The sequence below is a fragment of the Aminipila luticellarii genome (assembly GCF_004103735.1).
In the GTDB taxonomy this organism is placed as follows: Bacteria; Bacillota; Clostridia; order Peptostreptococcales; family Anaerovoracaceae; genus Aminipila; species Aminipila luticellarii.
On the sequence record NZ_CP035281.1, the window covers coordinates 633,405 to 649,139 of the forward strand.

The window sequence follows — 15,735 nt, forward strand, 5'->3', positions numbered from 1 at the left end:
GGTGTAGACTCATAGTGAAAATAGAATAAAAATGCTGGGGGTGCGACGTTTTTTAACGGAGCTGAGATTGCATGTTGCTGAACCCTTTGAACCTGATGTGGCCAGTACCACCGATAGGAAAGCTTTTAGAATCAAATGTTTAGGATAAAATAGTTGATATGTAGAATTTTTAAGAGTGTTTCCAAAAGAGACGCTCTTTTTATTGCTTATTTGGCAGATTAATGCTTTATCAATGAAGGAAAACAATATGAAAAAAATGAATCATAAAAAAATAACCGTTCCAACGGCTGTGTTTATACTGATTCTGTGCATCTGGGAAATGACGGTGCGTATTGCAGATATTCCGCTGTACATTCTGCCGGCTCCTTCCAAGATTCTTTTGGCTGTCGTTTCAGAGAGGAACATGCTTTTCCTGCACGGGATGGTGACGTTGAAGGAAACGGTCATAGGCCTGATTCTGGCCGCTCTGTTCGGCATTCTTCTGGCCATTATCATGGATCGGTTCGAACTCTTCCGCACAGCGGCATACCCGATTCTGGTGGTAAGCCAGACCGTGCCGGTTATCGTACTGGCTCCTATTTTCATTATTTATCTGGGCTTTGGCATGGCTCCTAAAATCTTAATTGTTGTGCTGATGTGCTTTTTCCCCATCGTTATAAGTTTTGCGGACGGAATGAGGCACGTGGATAAAAATCAGGTGAATCTGGCTCGATTGTTTGGGGCAGGCAGACTGAGGACCTATAGCCTGGTTAAAATTCCCGGAGCAGCACCCGCTCTGTTTTCGGGACTTAAGGTGGCCGCTACCTATAGCATTACCGGAGCGGTGGTGGGAGAATGGCTTTCATCGGACTGCGGTCTGGGCTACTATATGCTGAGAGTAAAGAATGGTTTTATGCTGGACAAAGTATTTGCCTGTGTAGTCGTTATCGTTTTGCTCAGTTTGCTCATGAATGGCTGTGTTAAGATATTACAATACATATTGATGCCGAATTTACGAAAAAAGTAAGGAGAAGGAAAATGAAGAAAAAATTATTGTCTTTAGGATTGATTTTGACCATGACCCTGTCTCTGGCTGCGTGCGGCAGCACGGAGAAGCCGGAAAGCAGTAAGGAGAAAGAGCTTAGGCCTGTGACTGTGATTCTGGACTATGTTCCGAATACCAATCATACAGGGCTTTATGCGGCTAAAGATCTGGGGTATTACAAAGAGGAAGGGCTTAATGTAAAAATTGTAGAGCCGACGGACGGTGTTACACCAACGTTGATTGCAGCGGGAAAAGGCGATTTTGGGATCAGCTATCAAGAGGACGTCACGTATGCGCTGACTTCAGAAGACCCTCTCCCGATTAAAGCCATTGCCACCATCATCCAGCACAATACGTCCGGATTTGCGTCGTATGTGGGCAAGAACATTACCTCTCCAAAAGATTTTGAAGGAAAGACGTATTCCGGATGGGGTTCTCCTGCGGAGGAAGCTGTAATCCATGCGGTCATGGAGAAATATGGTGCGGATTTTGGTAAGTTAAAAAGGATTACCTCAGACGGCGCCGGCTATGAAGCTTTAAAGGGAGATATAGACCTTGTCTGGATGTTCTGGGCCTGGGACGGAATCGGAGCCAAAAGGCAGGGCATCGATGTAAACTATATGGAGCTGAGACAGCTGGATCCAAGGCTGGATTACTATACGCCGGTGATTATCGCCAGTGACAGCACTCTGCAAAAGGATCCGGATATGGTCAAAGCATTCTTGGCAGCAACCGCAAAGGGCTATGAATATGCCATCCAGAATCCGGATAAGGCGGCGGAGATTTTACACAAACATGCGGATTCTTATAATCTGGGAATGCTGAAGGAATCTCAGGAGTATCTGGCCGGTAAGTACAGTGAAGACAGCGACCGGTGGGGAGTGATGAAGGATTCGGTATGGGATAATTATACGGACTTTATGGTGGAAAACGGATTAATCAAGAATAAAATTCCGGCAGCAGAGTGCTATACCAACGAATTTTTACCTAAATAGCAGAAGGAAGATAAAATGAAGCTACGGGTTACAGATGTGAACTGCTCTTTTGAGGGCAAGACGATTTTGGAACATATGAATATGGACGTGGAAGAGGGAGAATTTGTAAGCATTCTAGGCCCTTCCGGCTGTGGAAAATCAACCTTGCTCAATATCATGGCCGGGCTGGTACAGGCCGATTCGGGACAGGTTTTTATAGATGAGACCTTGTCTGCCGGCGTGTCCGGGCATTTTGCCTATATGCCCCAGCAGGATCTGCTTTTTCCGTGGAAGACCATTATGGAGAATGTTTGCCTGTACGGCAAAATCCATGGGGATGTAAAGGCTGCCAGAAAACAGGCCGCAGAAAATTTCGATAAGTTTGGACTGGCCGGGTATGAAAATAAATATCCTCACGAATTGTCAGGCGGCATGAGACAAAGAGCGGCATTTTTAAGGACAGCTCTTTGTAAAGCGGATATCCTGCTTTTAGACGAACCCTTCGGGGCGCTGGATGTCATCACCAGAGGGGATATGCAGGACTGGCTCTTAGATATTAGAAAAGAGTTAGGGCGGACTATCGTGTTTGTGACCCATGACATAGATGAAGCCATTTATCTGTCCGATAGGGTGCTGGTACTGTCAGGCAAGCCGGCTTCTGTGAAAAAAGAGGTCGTGATACACGGGGAGGAACGCAGTAAGGACTGGCTCTTTGAACAGCATGAGACCCGTAAAGCAATTTACCGAATACTGAAAGGAATCGAATCAAAGTGATATTGGATAGTCATACACACATAGATAATAAAGGCAGTCTGGGGATTGGTATCGACCATGAAAGCCCCTTGGAATTTTTGGATTTTAAAAGCCTTATAGAAGAGAAGCAGTTGGGGGTTCTTGCCAACGCAGCTTGTGCGTCTGAATATGAGGAGCTATCCCAAATAAAAGGAATTTTTATCTCCTTTGGCATCCATCCATGGAATGCAGATGAATTTTGTGAAGAGAACAATCAAAAGGGCGGCTCAAGGGAGCAAACCATAGAGCAGTATATCCATACAAAAGTGCAGGAGCTGAAAGACTATTACCGGAAAGCTCATGCCATTGGCGAGATTGGTATGGACAGCGTCTGGTGTGCTTGCGATTTGACTTTACAGAAACTGCTCTTTAGGGAGCAGCTGAGCATGGCCGTAGAGCTTCAAAAACCCATTGTGCTGCATACCAAAGGTCAGGAAAAAGAAATAGCAGATATTTTAAAAGATTATTCTCTGAAAAAGCTTGTGCACTGGTATTCCTGTGAAGAGCATCTGAAATCCTTTATAGACCAGGACTGCTACTTTACAGTAGGGCCTGATCATGGGTTTAATCCTGCTGTGAAGAAGCTCATACACGCAGTGCCGTTAAACAGGCTGTTGGTAGAAACAGATGGAATCAGTGCTGTAGAATGGGCAACGGGCAGAAAAGTCAACGCCTCCGAAATACCGACAATATTGAAAGAAACCATTCAAGCTATTGCAGCGGTGAAAGGGGTATCACCGGAAACAGCGGAAATAAGGCTAGAAGAAAACTTCTATCGTTATTTGTCTGTATAACCATTCATTTTAACGGTCAGAACATAGCGGGATCTGAAAAGTCCTGCTATGTTTAATAAAAGGATAAAAACTATATAATAAAATTAAAGAAAAGTGAAATATTGGTTGACAGGATTGGCAATTTAGACGTATAATAGACAACGTGGCACGGCAAATTTCGTGCAAATTAGATATTGTTTACATGGATTTCTGTTTCTTGCAGGCATTATCTTTTACAACAGAATATGCGGATATGGCGGAATTGGCAGACGCGCACGGTTCAGGTCCGTGTGTTGAACAGACATGCAGGTTCGAATCCTGTTATCCGCACCATAACTGGACACCAGTTTTGATACAACGTGTATCGAAGCGGGTGTCTAGTTTCTTTTTGCAAAAGCCCCTATTTGCAAGGGTTTTCCTATACCTTTTAACGATAACAGGCTCTACGGTGGTTCTGAAATGGTCACCGTGGAGCCTTTTCCGTTTTACCCCTCTATACCATTTAACGAAAGGTCTGCGGGGTGTGCATTTTGAGCCAAGGGGTGTGCATCTTTTAATTATTCCTCGGCAAAGAAAAAAGCCGGAGCAGTTACGCTCCGACCTTGATTTCCGTGCCGTTCTGGAAAACAAATGTGATTTGTCCATCCTTGTGAACAATGGCCTTTTCAATCATAACCGTCCAGATGGTGTCGTTCCAGTCATGCATCACTTCCGGCTGTTTCTTGAGGGTACGGATGTAAAGTTCCATCTTTTTGTCCTGTTGGCTTCGGGCGGTGCGTAGGCTTTGCAACCGCTCCAGTTCCGCAGCCGCCTTCTCGTACCGTTCGGTGAGGGCCTCGTACTTTTTAAGGTAGGCTTCCTGGGACTGTGTCGTGGATGCGTTTTCCTTGACTGCCGCTTTGACCAGTTCGGCAACAACCTGGGTCTCTTCAAGCTGCCGTTCAATGTCGGCATCCAGTGTTCCGAAATCCATCAGCCGCGCACGCCACGCTTCACACTGCTTAATGATCTGCACCCGATCCTGCATCATCAGATTGTAGGCTTTTATGAAAAGCCGCTGTATGGTTTCGGTGTCCACTACGGGAGTGTGGCAGCGTTCCTCGTTTGCAAATTTGCCGTTACACTGCCAAATGGTGCGGCGGTACTGGTCAGTGGAGTGCCATACCTTGGGACCGAAGAAGGCACCGCAATCCTCGCAGACCAGTTTGGCAGAAAGAACACTTTTGCCGCTGTAGGCTTTGCCCAAGGTCTTCCGTCTGGCAAACTCCGCCTGCACCTGCTCCCATTCGTCCGGCTCAATGATGGCGGGATGACTGCCCGTCACATAATACTGTGGGACTTCACCCTCGTTGGGCTTCATTTTCTTTTCCAGAAAATCTACCGTGAATTTCTTCTGGAGCAGTGCATCACCCTTGTATTTCTCATTCTGAAGGATACTGGTGATCGTGGTCTTGCTCCATGTCTGCTTGCCACCCGGTGATGGGATGCCCAATTCCTCCAGGTATTTGCAAATTCCTGCCTGGGTCTTGCCCTCAAGGAAAAGCCCGTAAATCAGCTTTACGACCCTTGCTTCGCTTTCGACAACCGCAGGCCGTCCGTCCTCGCCCTTTTCATAGCCGAGGAAGCGTTTGTACGGCAGATGCACTTTGCCATCGGAGAAGCTCTTGCGCTGTCCCCAGGTGATGTTTTCGGAAATGCTGCGGCTTTCTTCCTGCGCCAGTGAGGACATGATGGTGATGAGCAATTCGCCCTTGCCGTCAAAGGTGTAGATGCCCTCTTTTTCAAAGTAGCACTCCACGCCGTTCTCTTTCAGCTTTCGGATGGTGACCAGGCTGTCGACCGTATTTCTCGCAAATCGGCTGACCGACTTGGTAACGATGAGGTCGATTTTGCCGTCCAGGGCATCGGTGATCATCTCTTTGAAACCCTCACGGCGCTTGGTGTTAGTGCCGGAAATGCCCTCGTCCGTATAGACTTTTACGAACTCCCATTCCGGCTTGGACTGTATGAATTTGGTGTAATAATCTACCTGCGCCTCATAACTGGTGAACTGCTCATCGCTGTCGGTGGAAACACGGGCGTATCCGGCGACACGTCTTTTCCGTGCAGCCACCGAAGGCAGGTGCGTCAGTGGGTTTATGGTTGCGGGTATCATTGTAACTTTAGGCATTCTGGTTCCTCCTTTCCAGGGCTTTCTGACGGGCGGTTGCTTTCATCTCGTCCGTCCAACTTTGGCTGCGGGAGCGGTCTTGCCACTTCCGTGTGACTTCCGAGCCGTCATAGGAGCGGAAAATCAATACATTTTCATTGCAGACCAGGATGCTCTTTATCAGCCTGCGGAGTAATTCCTCTGGAAAATCCACCTGCCCAAGCACTTCTGCGGTCACTGCCTGCAGGGTTTCTTCGGGGATCTGCTTGGAAGCACAGGCGGCTTTGCCCATTGAATTGAAGGTGCCGCAGACCCAGACGGGTCCCGTTTTCGTGACCTTGCGCCGATAGTTTTTTTCGCAGCCGTCACAGACCAGAAGGCTTGTGAACGGGTATGTTTTCTTGGGTGTTGGCTTCTTGATGAACCGAGCCGCCCGTCGTGCTTTTTCTGCCTGCACCGCCTGGAAGGTCTCCATGTCGATAATGGCATCGTGGGCATCCTCTGCGTGGTACTTCGGAAGTTCGCCGTTGTTGATGACGGTCTTTTTGGTAATGTGGTTCTCACGGAAGGTTTTCTGTAAAATCAGATTTCCCGTATAGGTGTAATTGCTGAGTATCTTGGAAATCACTGATTGACCCCATTGCTTTCCGAAGCGTGACGGGATGCCGTCCTCATTCAGCCGTTTGGCAATGGTAAGGTAGCCATCGCCGGAAAGGTACTCGTCATAAATGCGGCGGACAAGGTCTGCTTCCTCTGGGATGATCTCGTACCGACCGTTCTTCAGCCGGTATCCGAGCATGGCCCCGTTCCAGGGCATCCCTTCCTCGAAGTTTCGCTTGATGCGCCATTTCTGATTCTCACTGGCGGAGCGGCTTTCTTCCTGTGCGTAGGACGCCAGAATGGTCATCATCAGTTCGCCGTCACCGCTCATGGTGTGGATGTTCTGCTCCTCAAAGAAAATGTCCACCTCCCAGGCTTTGAAATCACGAACGGTCTGCAACAGCGTGACCGTATTTCGCGCAAAGCGGGAGATGGACTTGGTTATCACCATATCGATTTTTCCGGCACGGCAGTCAGCGATCAGTCTCTGAAAATCTGCTCTGGATTCCTTGGTGCCGGTCTTGGCTTCATCAGCGTACACGCCAACATAGAGCCAGTCATCGTGATTCTGGATGAGATCGCTGTAATAGCTGACCTGTGCAGACAGCGAGTGGAGCATGGCATCCTTGCCGCTCGACACACGGGCGTAGGCTGCAACTCGCTTTTTCTGTTCCAGTTTCGGTGGTTTTGGTACAATGGTTATTGCTCTTGGCATTTTGTCACCTCCTCGTAGTGTGACATATTACCTCTGAAACCACTATATATCAAGTCAATCCCGCGATATAAACTACACGAAGATATTCCAAATTCCTCGCGCTGCATTGTATCAATTATGGCGTAATCTTCCGGGGTTATAATCCCCAACGACAGCATCCGTTTTGCCTGGAGCATGGATGCCAGGTAGTCTTCCAGTCTGGCACGATAGGCATCAGTCACAGCAGCCACACTCCTCTCCGAAGCGGTCTGCAATGTAGCAGCCGTGGCTGCAATATTTACGCTCTTTATTCCCATACGCAGTGAATGGCTTACCACAGTGGGCACAGGTGTACGCATAAACCGCTTTCCGATCCACGCAGTCTGGATGGCTGTTCCACCAGGCAGTCCGGCAAGCGTCCGAGCAGAACTTTCGGGGTTTCTGCTTGGGGACAATCTTTATCAGCTTTCCGCACTGTTTGCAGGCAACCGTATTCTTTGCTGTATCGCTCAGACCGTTTCGGCGGCAGAATGAGCGCACTGTATTATCTGAAATACCGAGCATTTCACCGATTTTTACATAGCTGATGCCCTGTAAACGCAAGGTTTTGATTTGTTCTTTCTGCAAATCTGTCATAGTGGGTTCCTCCAATCCGAGGGGCTTCCTCACTACCCACTGGAGGTGAAAACGGCATTTGAACAGAAAAACAGCAAAAAAATAAGCCCACCGAAGAGAAATTATCTCCTCGATGGGCTTTGTGATTAGTTGGGGATCTTCAGTTTCCAACCGCTGTATATGACATTGGACTTCAGACCGTTGAGGGTCTTGATTTCAGGGTATCTGCTGCCTTTGCCAAGATACAGGGCGGCAATGTCCCAGAGGGTATCTCCCTTAACCACCGTATGGATGCGGTAGTCAGCAGTGCCGGAGTCGGTTGCATCATCCACAGGATAGATAGCAACACCGTCATTGGTGAACACATGAGTGCCTGGATTTTTGTCCGCAGCCGCCTTTGCATTGGCGAGGACGCGGTAAGCGCCCACCTGGGATTTGCTGTCCTTCCAGGTCTTACGCACACGGTAATAGCCGGAAGTCAGCTTTTCAGGATAGGTCACCACAGGCTCGGCAGTGTCCTCTGTGTCCTCCTTGGTATCGGCAGCAAGCAGAGCCTTGACCTCGGCACGGAAGGTATCCATGCTCTTGCCATGCTTTGGGAACCAGTGCATCACATCACCGTGGTTGGATGCGACGCCCTGCTTGTAGCCCTCGGAGTGGCAGATGATGTTCTGCTCGGTGAGACCATACTCCTTGCAGAGGTAGGCACAAAGTTCAACGGCCTCACGGTACACCTTCTGGAAATAGGTGTAGTCCGTAAGACCGTCCTCGCAGATTTCAAAGCCGATATGGGTGTTGTTGGCGCTGCCTCCGGCGTGCCATCCACGATGATTCCAAGGCAAACATTGGTAAGTGGCGATAGTGCCGTCGGCCAGTTTGCCGATGAAAGCGTGGACGCAGACTTCTCTACCGCCGGGGTGATAGGTGTTCCAGTGATTGCCGTACTGGTTTTCACCGAGCAGACCGTCATTGGGACCCACATAGCGTTTCAGATTGGGGTTGTTCGCCCCGGTGGAATGAACCATAATGCCCTTGACGGTGATAGTGCGACCTGCCTTGTAGCAGGCATTTTCCGTAAGCATCAGTTTATGCAGATTCATCATCGTCACCTCCTCGCTCGTGAAGCTGCTCCAGGACTTCCTTCAGCTTTTCAGGGATGGGCAGTCCCAGATGGGCAGAGTTCTCCAGAATGCTGACACCCTCATTGGACAGGTAGAAGAAAATGACTGCGGTTCGCAGCACTCCACCCTGGCCGAGGACATAGACATCCACAATGTTGCCGATGCCCACAAGAGTGAAAATCAGCACTTTGCGGCAGATGCCTTTGAAGCCGATGGAACTGGAGAGGTTCTTGTCAGTGATGGCGCACATGACGCCGGTGATGTAGTCGATCACCGTAAAGGCGATCAGCGCATACAGGAAGCCGTCCACACCACCCAGGAACCATCCAAGGAAGCCACCGAAAGCGGTGAATGCGATCTGAATGCCAGACCAGATTTGTTTCATAGCGTTATCCTCCATTTCGTTTTAATTATGCAAAAGGGCCTCTGCCACGAAAGCAGAAGCCCTATGTGCCTTATTCAGTTTGCTTGGGCAACCATTCCCATACCCGCATATCTTCCTGTCCGAGGGACCACATACACATCCCTCGCAGCTTCCATCGGTATGCTGCCTGGTTTGCCCAATAGATGAGGCTGTCCACATCCTGGTAGTAAAGGATGGAAAAGCCGTCCGAATCCCCAAGGAACAGCCTGGAAATCCAGATGTTGATGTCCCTGGGGATTATTTTGGCAGAGTAGTCGTTGCCGCACTCAAGCGGCATGATGTGGGAGTGGTAAAACTCATAGTCCAGAGAGATGCTTTCGCTTCTGGTGGACGATTCTTCCACATCACTGGTCAGCGTGAACACCTGGAACTCCTCATCCCAGGTGCAGTTCGACCGTTCAATTCTGCCGTAGGAAGTTTCAGTGCCATCCGGCATGATAACATCGAAACGCTCATACGGTTCGTATGTCCAGGCATCCCCCAGACGAAGCAGTTGGCAGTTGACAGGCATATCCGAGCGGATACCTGCGTAACCACCGCCACTGCTGACCGTAGCCGTGAAGCGGAGCGTGTACGAGGTGGACGAATAGACCCGCACCTTGTTTCCACGCTTACGCATCTCAATGGTATAAACACTTGGATTGGATCGGAGGTCTGCCTTTGAGGTCTTTGCATAGGATGACGAGTAGCTTCCCTTGAGCGTTGACCCTTCGTAGAGTTCCAACCTCTGCGTATCATAGTTGATGCACAAAAACAGCGAACCGAGGAAGATGCCGGACTTGCCGCCACCATCCGGGGGGATGATGATCTGCGCTCGGAGATGGATGTCGGAAAATCCGTTATAGTTCCAGGCAAGCTGACCGTAGCCCTCAAGCTGCGAGTATGGGCGGTTGGCATCGCTGTTAGGGTCTTGCCACACATCCCATTCGCCGGAGAGCGTTGTCCAGTAGCTTTCCGGGATCTTCTGCTCATCACGGAAATCCTCATACCATACCAGTGCAGAGTCCGGCTTTCGGCGCAGCATCTCAAGAGTCAGCTTGAAGCCGGTCGCCGGTCCCACCATATCTCCGTTGATGTCCTTGAACTTTCGTGGCGCCAGGGTGTATTCCGCATCACCTGCAGTGGGCTCTTCGGAAAAGTCCGTGCAGACACGGAAGCCATAGAACTGGACGCCGTTTACACCCACAGAGATTTTCAGCGTATGCTCTCCGGCAGTGAGATTTGCACCCTTGGCGAGGGTTGCCCAGAAAGTGGTTCGCCAGTACGGCCACCATAGCCGATTCTCGGAAAAATGAACCGTGCTGCCATCCAGGGAAGCATAAATGCTGTTTTTATCCCAGAACGGATAACACAGCCGGACTGCCACATCGTAGGTGCCGTCCTCATCAATGGTGAACTTATAGGTGGCAGAGCCGTCCTCTCCCAAGGTCACAAGTGTCTTGGAAACCGAAACAATGCCGGAATAGCTGTCCGGCTCGGCATCGTGGTCGATAAGGATTTCTCCGAACTCTGTCTTTTGCTGCTTGGCATAAGCGGTCAGATAGTTCCTGCGGTTATAGACCTCTGCCATCTGGGGATAGGTTTTTGCCGTAGCATCTCTGCCTTCCATGTAGTCATACACATGAGGGAGCGCCCACGGACCCATATCGTAATCGTCCCAATAGGAAAGAATCGGAATGAAAGGCTGCGGCGGTGCATCATCGGTGAAGTTATACACGCCCTGCATCCAGTATTTTGCAGCATAGTAGGTGTGGGATGTGCCACGGTAGTATTCGCCCAGATTTTCCGGGGTGTCATAGATCTGCCAGTTCCAACCGTAGGCAGGCATACCGAGGAACACCTTGTCTGGGTTCATCACCCGCACAGCATAATCGTACACACCCTCAAGCCAACTTCTCGGAGAGACAGGACCAGGAGCGGAACCTGCCCAAGCCATACCATAGGTCATAATGGATGCGGTGTCGCAGTATTTATCCAGGTCACCGTAAACGCACCAGTTCTCACCGCCGACCGAGCCGTTGACCGAAGTCATACCCGGCAGGCAGATGTTCATTTCCTTGGTGGGGTCATAGGATTTCACGGTGCTGTAAATATGGGCAAACATGGCGGTGGACGCTTCGTGGGTGGAGTAATCGTCGCCTTTTTCTAGGTCTATGTCCACACCGCTGCACCAGGGGTATTTCTCCATGATGCGGACGAGTTCGGAGCAGAAAGTGTCCTGTGCGCCATCCGTGTTGTCACGCAGGGCTTTGAAGATGGAGTTTGCACCGTCATTGGCAACGGTGAGCAGCCAACGGATGTGGGGCCATTTGTTGATGTAGGTCAGCATATTGCTGATGGCAACACCGCTCTCGGTGATGGTGCCGGCCTTATCCACCTTAAAGGAAAACAGACCGATGGTATCGATGCGGTCACCGTAATCGCGCAGGGCTTCATACATTCTGGCATTGCCCATGAAAGTCCAGACCATGATGCGTTTGCCTTTGAGTTTATCCATCAGATTGCGTCACCTCCATCTGTCATTTGTTGCAGTTCAAACAGCACCCTTGCGGATTTTCCAGTTTCCAGATTGACCCTGTGCTTGGAGTCCCAGGCGGCGCTGTACTGATAAAAACCATCTTTCGGTTCGGTGATGCCGTTTCTGGTGCATTCCCGCACCGAAGCAAGGAGCGCCAGGTCATCTTCGGCATGGAGGGCATTAGGAAAAACCACTCGTTGCCCACCAACACCCTGGTGCAAGGAAACCGATCCTGCCGCCATGTCCGACTTGGGATAGATGTGGATATCCAAGCCGCCGGAGGTCTCGCCAAGATTGCAGACAATAACCGTTTCAGCAGAGCGAACTACGCCATTGAACCAGACTTTATCGCCTTTGGCCAGTCGGCTCTCTGTGTGCGGCACATAGCCCGTCAGTGCCGGTCCTTCCTGTAGCATGAGGTCAGTGAACCAGATCGTGCCGGAGCAGTTGGTGACGGTAGGTTTCACTGTTACGCTCATGACACGCTTTTCCTGCTTTTTATTGATAACCTCTGCCAGTCGGATGAATACGGGTTTAGCCATCAAGCACCCACTTCATCTCGCAGGGATGACCTACCCATCCCGTGGCAACAGAACCGGGCTGAAGCAGAAGGTCTGTTACATAAATTGTGCCGGAGCAGTTGGTGATGCAGATACGCACCGTTATGGATTTGACCTTGGAAAAGTAGTTCTCCGGCGTGATCTTTTCCGTGGTTTTCGAGAAATATGCCATATCGCACCTCCATCAATACAGGTCAATGAAGCGGGTCTCGGTGGTGCCGTCCTCGTATTCGATGACCACCTCAATGCCCACCTGGGCATTATCGGAGAGTTTCTCCAAGTCCTCCGAAGCAATCTGTGCCGACAGCGTATAACTGCTGCGGTTGGACGGATATACGGTCTGGGACATACTCTTGGTCATGCCCGCAACACCCACAGCCTTAAAGGATGCCGTGCCGGAAGCACCGTTTTCACCGTCTGTTTCAAAGCCGGAATTGACCCAATAGGCCATATCATCATCGGCGCGGGAATTACGCAGATGATTGAACGGCACCAGTTCCCGGATGTCATTGTTGGAGACTACGCTCGTACCCTCAAGGGAGTCTGCGATGGTATCCAGGGTGCTGACCGAACTGCCCAGGTTCTTCAGCGTGGTGGACAGTTCCAGAACGGTGTTCCAGGGTTCCTGCAGGTTGTACTCACGGCGCACAATGCGGGTAGTGACCGAAAGCCCCAACTCCTTATCCTCAACACGGACATAATCGCCCAGATTCCAGGCTTCATGCTCATAGCCCGTCAGAACGGACAAGTCCATCGCATTCAGCACATAGGACACGGTGGGCTTGCAGTATTCCGCAAGGCGCATGGCTGTAAATTCCTTCATCTGGTACGGGTTGGTGAAGGAGGAACAGTCCAGGGTGGTAATGCGGACTTCCTTGGAATAGGTGAAATCCTCAAGGTAAGGCTTGCCACCGTTGATGTCCGAGAATGTCAGCCCATCCGCACCCACGGCATATAGCCTGGTGACCAGAGAGCGGGTGTCCACGATACGCTCGATGCTTTTCATATTCTTTTTGTAAGCAAACAGCGCACCGCTGTCCTTACCGTTGACCGTCAGCAGATGCACCAGTCGGTTGGGGCAATCGAAAACAAGGTCGCCGCCGTGGAGATTGGCAATGCTACGAAGAATGGAAAGAGCGTTCTTTTCAGTGGAAGTCCAGGTACGCTTGGTGGTCACATTGACCGTGCCGACACTCCATTCGGTGTCTGCCAGAGCGTAAGCCATAGCAACATCAGCGGTCTCGGCATCAAACTTCTTTTCTTCCTTACGGACGGAGAAGGTCAGGTCATAGAACTCTGCTTCGGCATACACCTGGGTAATGGTGCTGCCGGTGCTGTCCTTCACATCCGTGATGGTGCGGATTTTATATACATCATCAACGATCTGGATTTTCTTCTCGTTATCGATGTACTTTCGCTTGCTGTCACGGTACGGAATGCTGAAAGTCAGCGTATCCTCACCATTGATCTCGCCCGTAACGATGATGTCGTAGGCGTTTTCCAGAACTGCTTCCCATGCACCGTTGCTGTCCAGAACCACTGGTCTGGCATAGCCGATCTTCTCGTAGGGAGCCTTGGGTATGTCGTAGAGCCGGATATCCACCAGTTTCGGAGTCTTGGAGGTGTCCGAAGTGGTAAGCGTGACCTTGAAACGGATGTAGTTTCGGTTGGGAGATTGCAGCTTACCGTCCGAACCGACCACGATCCAGTCACTCCAGTCGGTGAGATCATCACTGGTGGAAGTCTCCACGGATGCAATGGCGGTAACTCCCGCTGTGTACTCACTGGTAACGGACACCTTGCCCGTGCCGGAAAGATTGCAGGTGGCAGCTTTCGTATAAATGACACCGCTTTCCGGGTAGACACCATCGGTGGCTTTCAGTGTGACACCGCTTGTATCGGTAAGAGCATCCACATCAGAAGAACTGTCCGCACCGTTGCAAAGGACGGTTGCCTTGAAATAATCTGCCAGGTCATCTGCGGTCAGTGCAGAATCGCAATCCAGAAACCAGTCATCAAAGCCACCTGCGTAGTAATAGGTGTCGGCGTGCATACCAATAACCAAATCGGCAACGCAGGAGCGGTTCAGTTCACCGGTGAATGTCAGCACATCGGACTTCCAAACTTCACCTGTGGAGCGGTCGCCCACAACATAAGTGAACTGCTTACTTGTAGGCTCAATGACCCCGGCAATAAAATACCAACCGCCGTTGACCAGAGAGAAGGACGGGGTCACGGTCTTATCCAATATCAGTGAACCAGACGAGTTATACAGCATAATTCTGGGCTTGCCGGAATACAGAGACAGATATAAAATCGGTTGTCCTGGACCGTATCTGGTGTTGAAGATCGGGCAGAATGTGTTACCCACCGAGTAAGTGGTGGGGTTCATCCAACCGCCCACGATGATGCGTTCACCGAGGTTTGCGAAGATGCTGCCGTCATTGGTGACCTGCAGGTGGGTCTTTTCTGTAGTCGGATTATTGATATTAAAACGGATCTGGCGACCTTTGGGGCTTTTTGAGAGGTTTGCCGTAGTGCCAGACCAATTTATAACAGTAAAATTGCGTCCATAGCCAGAAGAATCAGCAAGTGCCGTATCCTCGTCCGGCGCGGACTCATTGAACCGCCATAAGCCGGAGGCGGCATACTCTGCCGGAAACTCACCCGTGAAATCCGTCTGCTTGTTCAGAATTGTTTTCAGAGACATACCGTCACCTCCATCTGCTCTTGGCTTGAATTTGTAGTTCGGTCAGCGTGGCGTTGTTTACCTCCACGGTGACAGCGTTATCACCGACCGCCAGGGTCGGAAAGTTCAGTTCCTGCAAATACGGCAGGCCATTGCGGAGTGTTTCTCCGTTCTCGTCCACTACATAGGCGGTCATTTTGTCGGTATCTACGATGAGGGCTTCTCCCTCGGAAAGCGTGGCATTTACGATTTTCGTTTCCGTGCCGTTTGTGGTGATGCTGATATAGTTGCTTGCTCCGGCAGTCAGCACACCTTCGATGCGGTAGACTGGCAGGGACTCTATATTGCCAATGGCGCGGGTCACGGTGTGAGTGCCTTCCTCGGTGATGGAGAAGGTCTCATCCGTCAATGCGTAGCCAAAGGGGTCTGGGCAGAAAAACTTCAGTTCAAAACTGCCTGCCGAGCGGATGAGCCTTTCACAGTCCACCGCATCATTCAGTCGTGCCATAAAATATCTGTCCGGGACATCATCGAACACAAGCTGATGAAGCCCCTGGGTGGGGTCGAGCCAAGCAGCAATGTTATCCAAAGCGGATACCAGTGCTGTGAAGCTGTGCTTGGGATAGATGCTGCAATGGGCGGTGATCTCTCTGTAATCGAAATCAGCACCAAAGTCTGCAACACCGTATTTTCCAGGCACGGTGGTGGTAAAGTTGCGAAGTTTACCACACACCTGCCAGGAGGTCAGACGGGCTTTGACGCCCATACTGGCCGATGTAATATCGTTATAGGTGAAACCCAT

At 50.5% G+C, this 15,735-nt stretch carries 15 protein-coding genes, 1 tRNA gene and 1 riboswitch; of the genes, 5 read left to right on the plus strand and 11 right to left on the minus strand.

Annotation, left to right across the window (positions count from 1 at the left end; translation table 11 throughout):
* Positions 1-26 precede the first annotated feature (26 nt).
* Positions 27-137: riboswitch (TPP riboswitch) on the plus strand.
* 110 nt (positions 138-247) lie between these two features.
* From EQM06_RS02925 to EQM06_RS02945, 5 genes are all read left to right on the plus strand, one after another.
* The gene (locus tag EQM06_RS02925) at positions 248-1,006 is read left to right on the plus strand and encodes an ABC transporter permease (protein ID WP_128744921.1); all 759 of its coding nucleotides are present in this window, start codon (positions 248-250) and stop codon (positions 1,004-1,006) included.
* Positions 1,007-1,017: 11 nt separating this feature from the next.
* Positions 1,018-2,019, plus strand: a complete 1,002-nt coding sequence (locus tag EQM06_RS02930) for an ABC transporter substrate-binding protein (protein ID WP_128744922.1) — start codon at positions 1,018-1,020, stop codon at positions 2,017-2,019.
* 15 nt (positions 2,020-2,034) lie between these two features.
* A complete protein-coding gene (locus EQM06_RS02935) occupies positions 2,035-2,772 on the plus strand; it encodes an ABC transporter ATP-binding protein (RefSeq protein WP_128744923.1) in 738 nt (245 codons plus the stop codon).
* The gene (locus EQM06_RS02940) at positions 2,769-3,584 is read left to right on the plus strand and encodes a TatD family hydrolase (protein ID WP_205666584.1); all 816 of its coding nucleotides are present in this window, start codon (positions 2,769-2,771) and stop codon (positions 3,582-3,584) included. Before EQM06_RS02935 ends, EQM06_RS02940 begins: the two co-directional genes overlap by 4 nt.
* A 226-nt stretch (positions 3,585-3,810) precedes the next feature.
* Positions 3,811-3,896 (plus strand) — tRNA-Leu (locus EQM06_RS02945).
* A 256-nt stretch (positions 3,897-4,152) separates the two neighbouring features.
* Here EQM06_RS02945 and EQM06_RS02950 read toward each other — a convergent pair.
* The 11 genes from EQM06_RS02950 to EQM06_RS02995 form a co-directional block, all read right to left on the minus strand.
* On the minus strand, positions 4,153-5,733 hold the full coding sequence (locus tag EQM06_RS02950) for a recombinase family protein (protein WP_128744925.1): 1,581 nt from the start codon (positions 5,731-5,733) through the stop codon (positions 4,153-4,155).
* Complete coding sequence (locus tag EQM06_RS02955) at positions 5,726-7,027, minus strand: recombinase family protein (RefSeq protein ID WP_128744926.1); 1,302 nt, start codon at positions 7,025-7,027, stop codon at positions 5,726-5,728. Before EQM06_RS02955 ends, EQM06_RS02950 begins: the two co-directional genes overlap by 8 nt.
* A complete protein-coding gene (locus EQM06_RS13470; protein ID WP_408608678.1) occupies positions 7,012-7,323 on the minus strand; it encodes an SHOCT domain-containing protein in 312 nt (103 codons plus the stop codon). The genes EQM06_RS02955 and EQM06_RS13470 overlap by 16 nt, the downstream gene beginning before the upstream one ends.
* A complete protein-coding gene (locus EQM06_RS02960) occupies positions 7,241-7,642 on the minus strand; it encodes a zinc finger MYND domain-containing protein (RefSeq protein ID WP_128744927.1) in 402 nt (133 codons plus the stop codon). Before EQM06_RS02960 ends, EQM06_RS13470 begins: the two co-directional genes overlap by 83 nt.
* 125 nt (positions 7,643-7,767) lie before the next feature.
* Positions 7,768-8,724 carry an N-acetylmuramoyl-L-alanine amidase gene (locus tag EQM06_RS13335; RefSeq protein ID WP_330548357.1) on the minus strand — a complete coding sequence of 319 codons (957 nt, stop codon included), beginning with the start codon at positions 8,722-8,724 and terminating at the stop codon, positions 7,768-7,770.
* The gene (locus tag EQM06_RS02970; RefSeq protein WP_128744928.1) at positions 8,708-9,127 is read right to left on the minus strand and encodes a phage holin family protein; all 420 of its coding nucleotides are present in this window, start codon (positions 9,125-9,127) and stop codon (positions 8,708-8,710) included. The genes EQM06_RS13335 and EQM06_RS02970 overlap by 17 nt, the downstream gene beginning before the upstream one ends.
* Positions 9,128-9,197: 70 nt before the next feature.
* A complete protein-coding gene (locus tag EQM06_RS02975; RefSeq protein ID WP_128744929.1) occupies positions 9,198-11,663 on the minus strand; it encodes a glycosyl hydrolase family 18 protein in 2,466 nt (821 codons plus the stop codon).
* On the minus strand, positions 11,663-12,226 hold the full coding sequence (locus tag EQM06_RS02980) for a hypothetical protein (protein WP_128744930.1): 564 nt from the start codon (positions 12,224-12,226) through the stop codon (positions 11,663-11,665). Before EQM06_RS02980 ends, EQM06_RS02975 begins: the two co-directional genes overlap by 1 nt.
* Positions 12,219-12,416, minus strand: coding sequence for a hypothetical protein (locus EQM06_RS02985; protein WP_069193831.1), 198 nt, complete (start codon positions 12,414-12,416; stop codon positions 12,219-12,221). Before EQM06_RS02985 ends, EQM06_RS02980 begins: the two co-directional genes overlap by 8 nt.
* A gap of 12 nt (positions 12,417-12,428) precedes the next feature.
* Positions 12,429-14,954, minus strand: coding sequence for a phage tail spike protein (locus EQM06_RS02990; protein ID WP_128744931.1), 2,526 nt, complete (start codon positions 14,952-14,954; stop codon positions 12,429-12,431).
* 4 nt (positions 14,955-14,958) lie between these two features.
* Positions 14,959-15,735, minus strand: a complete 777-nt coding sequence (locus EQM06_RS02995; RefSeq protein WP_128744932.1) for a distal tail protein Dit — start codon at positions 15,733-15,735, stop codon at positions 14,959-14,961.